1 rRNA gene and 1 other annotated feature (1 of these 2 cut by a window edge) are annotated in these 2,872 nt (G+C 49.8%); the gene reads right to left on the bottom strand.

Going from position 1 to position 2,872, the window contains the following annotated elements:
• Position 1 precedes the first annotated feature (1 nt).
• A 5S ribosomal RNA gene (gene rrf / locus EDC51_RS10750) occupies positions 2-117 on the bottom strand.
• 163 nt (positions 118-280) lie between these two features.
• Positions 281-2,872 (bottom strand) — a sequence feature (most likely nonfunctional fraction of RNA operon) (it continues 1,599 nt past the right edge of the window).

Genomic DNA, 2,872 nt, shown 5'->3' with positions numbered 1-2,872 from the left:
ACCCTGATGTTGCCCTACTCTCACATGGGGAAACCCCACACTACCATCGGCGTTACTGCGTTTCACTTCTGAGTTCGGTATGGAGTCAGGTGGGACCACAGCACTATGGACATCAGGAAAATCTTCGATGATTTGTCCGTTATATTGTTTGTTCTTTCTTCTTTAAATTTGAAACAAGCTAAATCCTGATTTTTCGTTCTTTGTGCTTTCTATTTCACACGCTTTGTTAATCCCTCAACCGTTCCAGTGTTTTTATTTCATCTAAAACGCTTGAGGTTGTATAGTTAAGCCTCTCGGGCAATTAGTACTGGTTAGCTCAATGTCTCGCAACACTTACACACCCAGCCTATCTACGTCGTAGTCTCCAACAACCCTTACAGACTTTAAGTCTGGGAGAACTCATCTCTTGGCAAGTTTCGTGCTTAGATGCTTTCAGCACTTATCTCTTCCGCACTTAGCTACCCGGCAATGCGTCTGGCGACACAACCGGAACACCAGTGGTGCGTCCACTCCGGTCCTCTCGTACTAGGAGCAGCCCCAACCAATTCTCCAACGCCCACGGCAGATAGGGACCGAACTGTCTCACGACGTTCTAAACCCAGCTCGCGTACCACTTTAAATGGCGAACAGCCATACCCTTGGGACCTACTTCAGCCCCAGGATGTGATGAGCCGACATCGAGGTGCCAAACACCGCCGTCGATATGAACTCTTGGGCGGTATCAGCCTGTTATCCCCGGAGTACCTTTTATCCGTTGAGCGATGGCCCTTCCATTCAGAACCACCGGATCACTATGACCTGCTTTCGCACCTGCTCGACTTGTCTGTCTCGCAGTTAAGCTTGCTTATACCATTGCACTAACCTGACGATGTCCGACCGTCATTAGCAAACCTTCGTGCTCCTCCGTTACTCTTTGGGAGGAGACCGCCCCAGTCAAACTACCCACCAGACACTGTCCGAGACCACGTTTCGTAATCTTCGTTAGAACATCAAACGTTAAAGGGTGGTATTTCAAGGACGACTCCAACAATACTGGCGTATCATCTTCATAGTCTCCCACCTATCCTACACATCAAAATTCAATGTTCAGTGTCAAGCTATAGTAAAGGTTCACGGGGTCTTTCCGTCTAGCCGCGGGTACACCGCATCTTCACGGCGATTTCAATTTCACTGAGTCTCGGGTGGAGACAGCCTGGCCATCATTATGCCATTCGTGCAGGTCGGAACTTACCCGACAAGGAATTTCGCTACCTTAGGACCGTTATAGTTACGGCCGCCGTTTACTGGGGCTTCGATCAGGAGCTTCTCTTTCGATAACACCATCAATTAACCTTCCAGCACCGGGCAGGCATCACACCCTATACGTCCACTTTCGTGTTTGCAGAGTGCTGTGTTTTTAATAAACAGTTGCAGCCAGCTGGTATCTTCGACCGGTTCAACCTTCATCCGCAAGGGACTACAATCTACGCCGGCGCACCTTCTCCCGAAGTTACGGTGCTATTTTGCCTAGTTCCTTCACCCGAGTTCTCTCAAGCGCCTGAGTATTCTCTACCTGACCACCTGTGTCGGTTTATAGTACGGTTTATAATAACCTGAAGCTTAGTGGCTTTTCCTGGAAGCGTGGTATCAGTTACTTCATTTCCGTAGAAACTCGTCATCACTTCTCGGTGTTAATAAGCGTCCGGATTTGCCTAAACGCTCCACCTACCAGCTTAAACAGACATCCAACAGTCTGCTAACCTAACCTTCTCCGTCCCCACATCGCAGTTATTACAAGTACGGGAATATTAACCCGTTTCCCATCGACTACGCTTTTCAGCCTCGCCTTAGGGGCCGACTCACCCTGCCCCGATTAACGTTGGACAGGAACCCTTAGTCTTCCGGCGAACGAGTTTTTCACTCGTTTTATCGTTACTTATGTCAGCATTCGCACTCGTGATACGTCCAGCAAGCCTCTCGACTCACCTTCTTCCGCTTACACGACGCTCCCCTACCCAACAGTGTCTCCACTGATGCCGCAGCTTCGGTGCTATATTTGAGCCCCGTTACATCTTCCGCGCAGGCCGACTCGACTAGTGAGCTATTACGCTTTCTTTAAATGGTGGCTGCTTCTAAGCCAACATCCTAGCTGTCTAAGCCTTCCCACTTCGTTTCCCACTTAATATAGACTTTGGGACCTTAGCTGGCGGTCTGGGTTGTTTCCCTCTCCACGATGGACGTTAGCACCCACCGTGTGTCTCCTGAGTATCACTCTTCGGTATTCGCAGTTTGCATCGGGTTGGTAATCCGGGATGGACCCCTAGCCGAAACAGTGCTCTACCCCCGAAGGTGTCCGCTCAAGGCTCTACCTAAATAGATTTCGGGGAGAACCAGCTATCTCCCGGTTTGATTGGCCTTTCACCCCCAGCCACAAGTCATCCGCTAATTTTTCAACATTAGTCGGTTCGGTCCTCCAGTTAGTGTTACCCAACCTTCAACCTGCCCATGGCTAGATCACCGGGTTTCGGGTCTATACCTTGCAACTACTCGCCCAGTTAAGACTCGGTTTCCCTACGGCTCCCTTATTCAGTTAACCTCGCTACAAAATATAAGTCGCTGACCCATTATACAAAAGGTACGCAGTCACCCTTTCGGGCTCCCACTGCTTGTACGCACAAGGTTTCAGGTTCTATTTCACTCCCCTCGCCGGGGTTCTTTTCGCCTTTCCTTCACAGTACTGGTTCACTATCGGTCAATCAGGAGTATTTAGCCTTGGAGGATGGTCCCCCCATCTTCAAACAGGATATCACGTGTCCCGCCCTACTTGTTGTTAGCCTAGTACCACCAGAATGTTTTCGGATACGGGGCTATCACCCTGTGCCGCTGAGCTTCT

Origin of the sequence: Bibersteinia trehalosi (assembly GCF_004346205.1) — a bacterium.
GTDB lineage: Bacteria > Pseudomonadota > Gammaproteobacteria > Enterobacterales > Pasteurellaceae > Bibersteinia > Bibersteinia trehalosi.
This window is presented reverse-complemented; position numbering and strand designations above follow the sequence as displayed.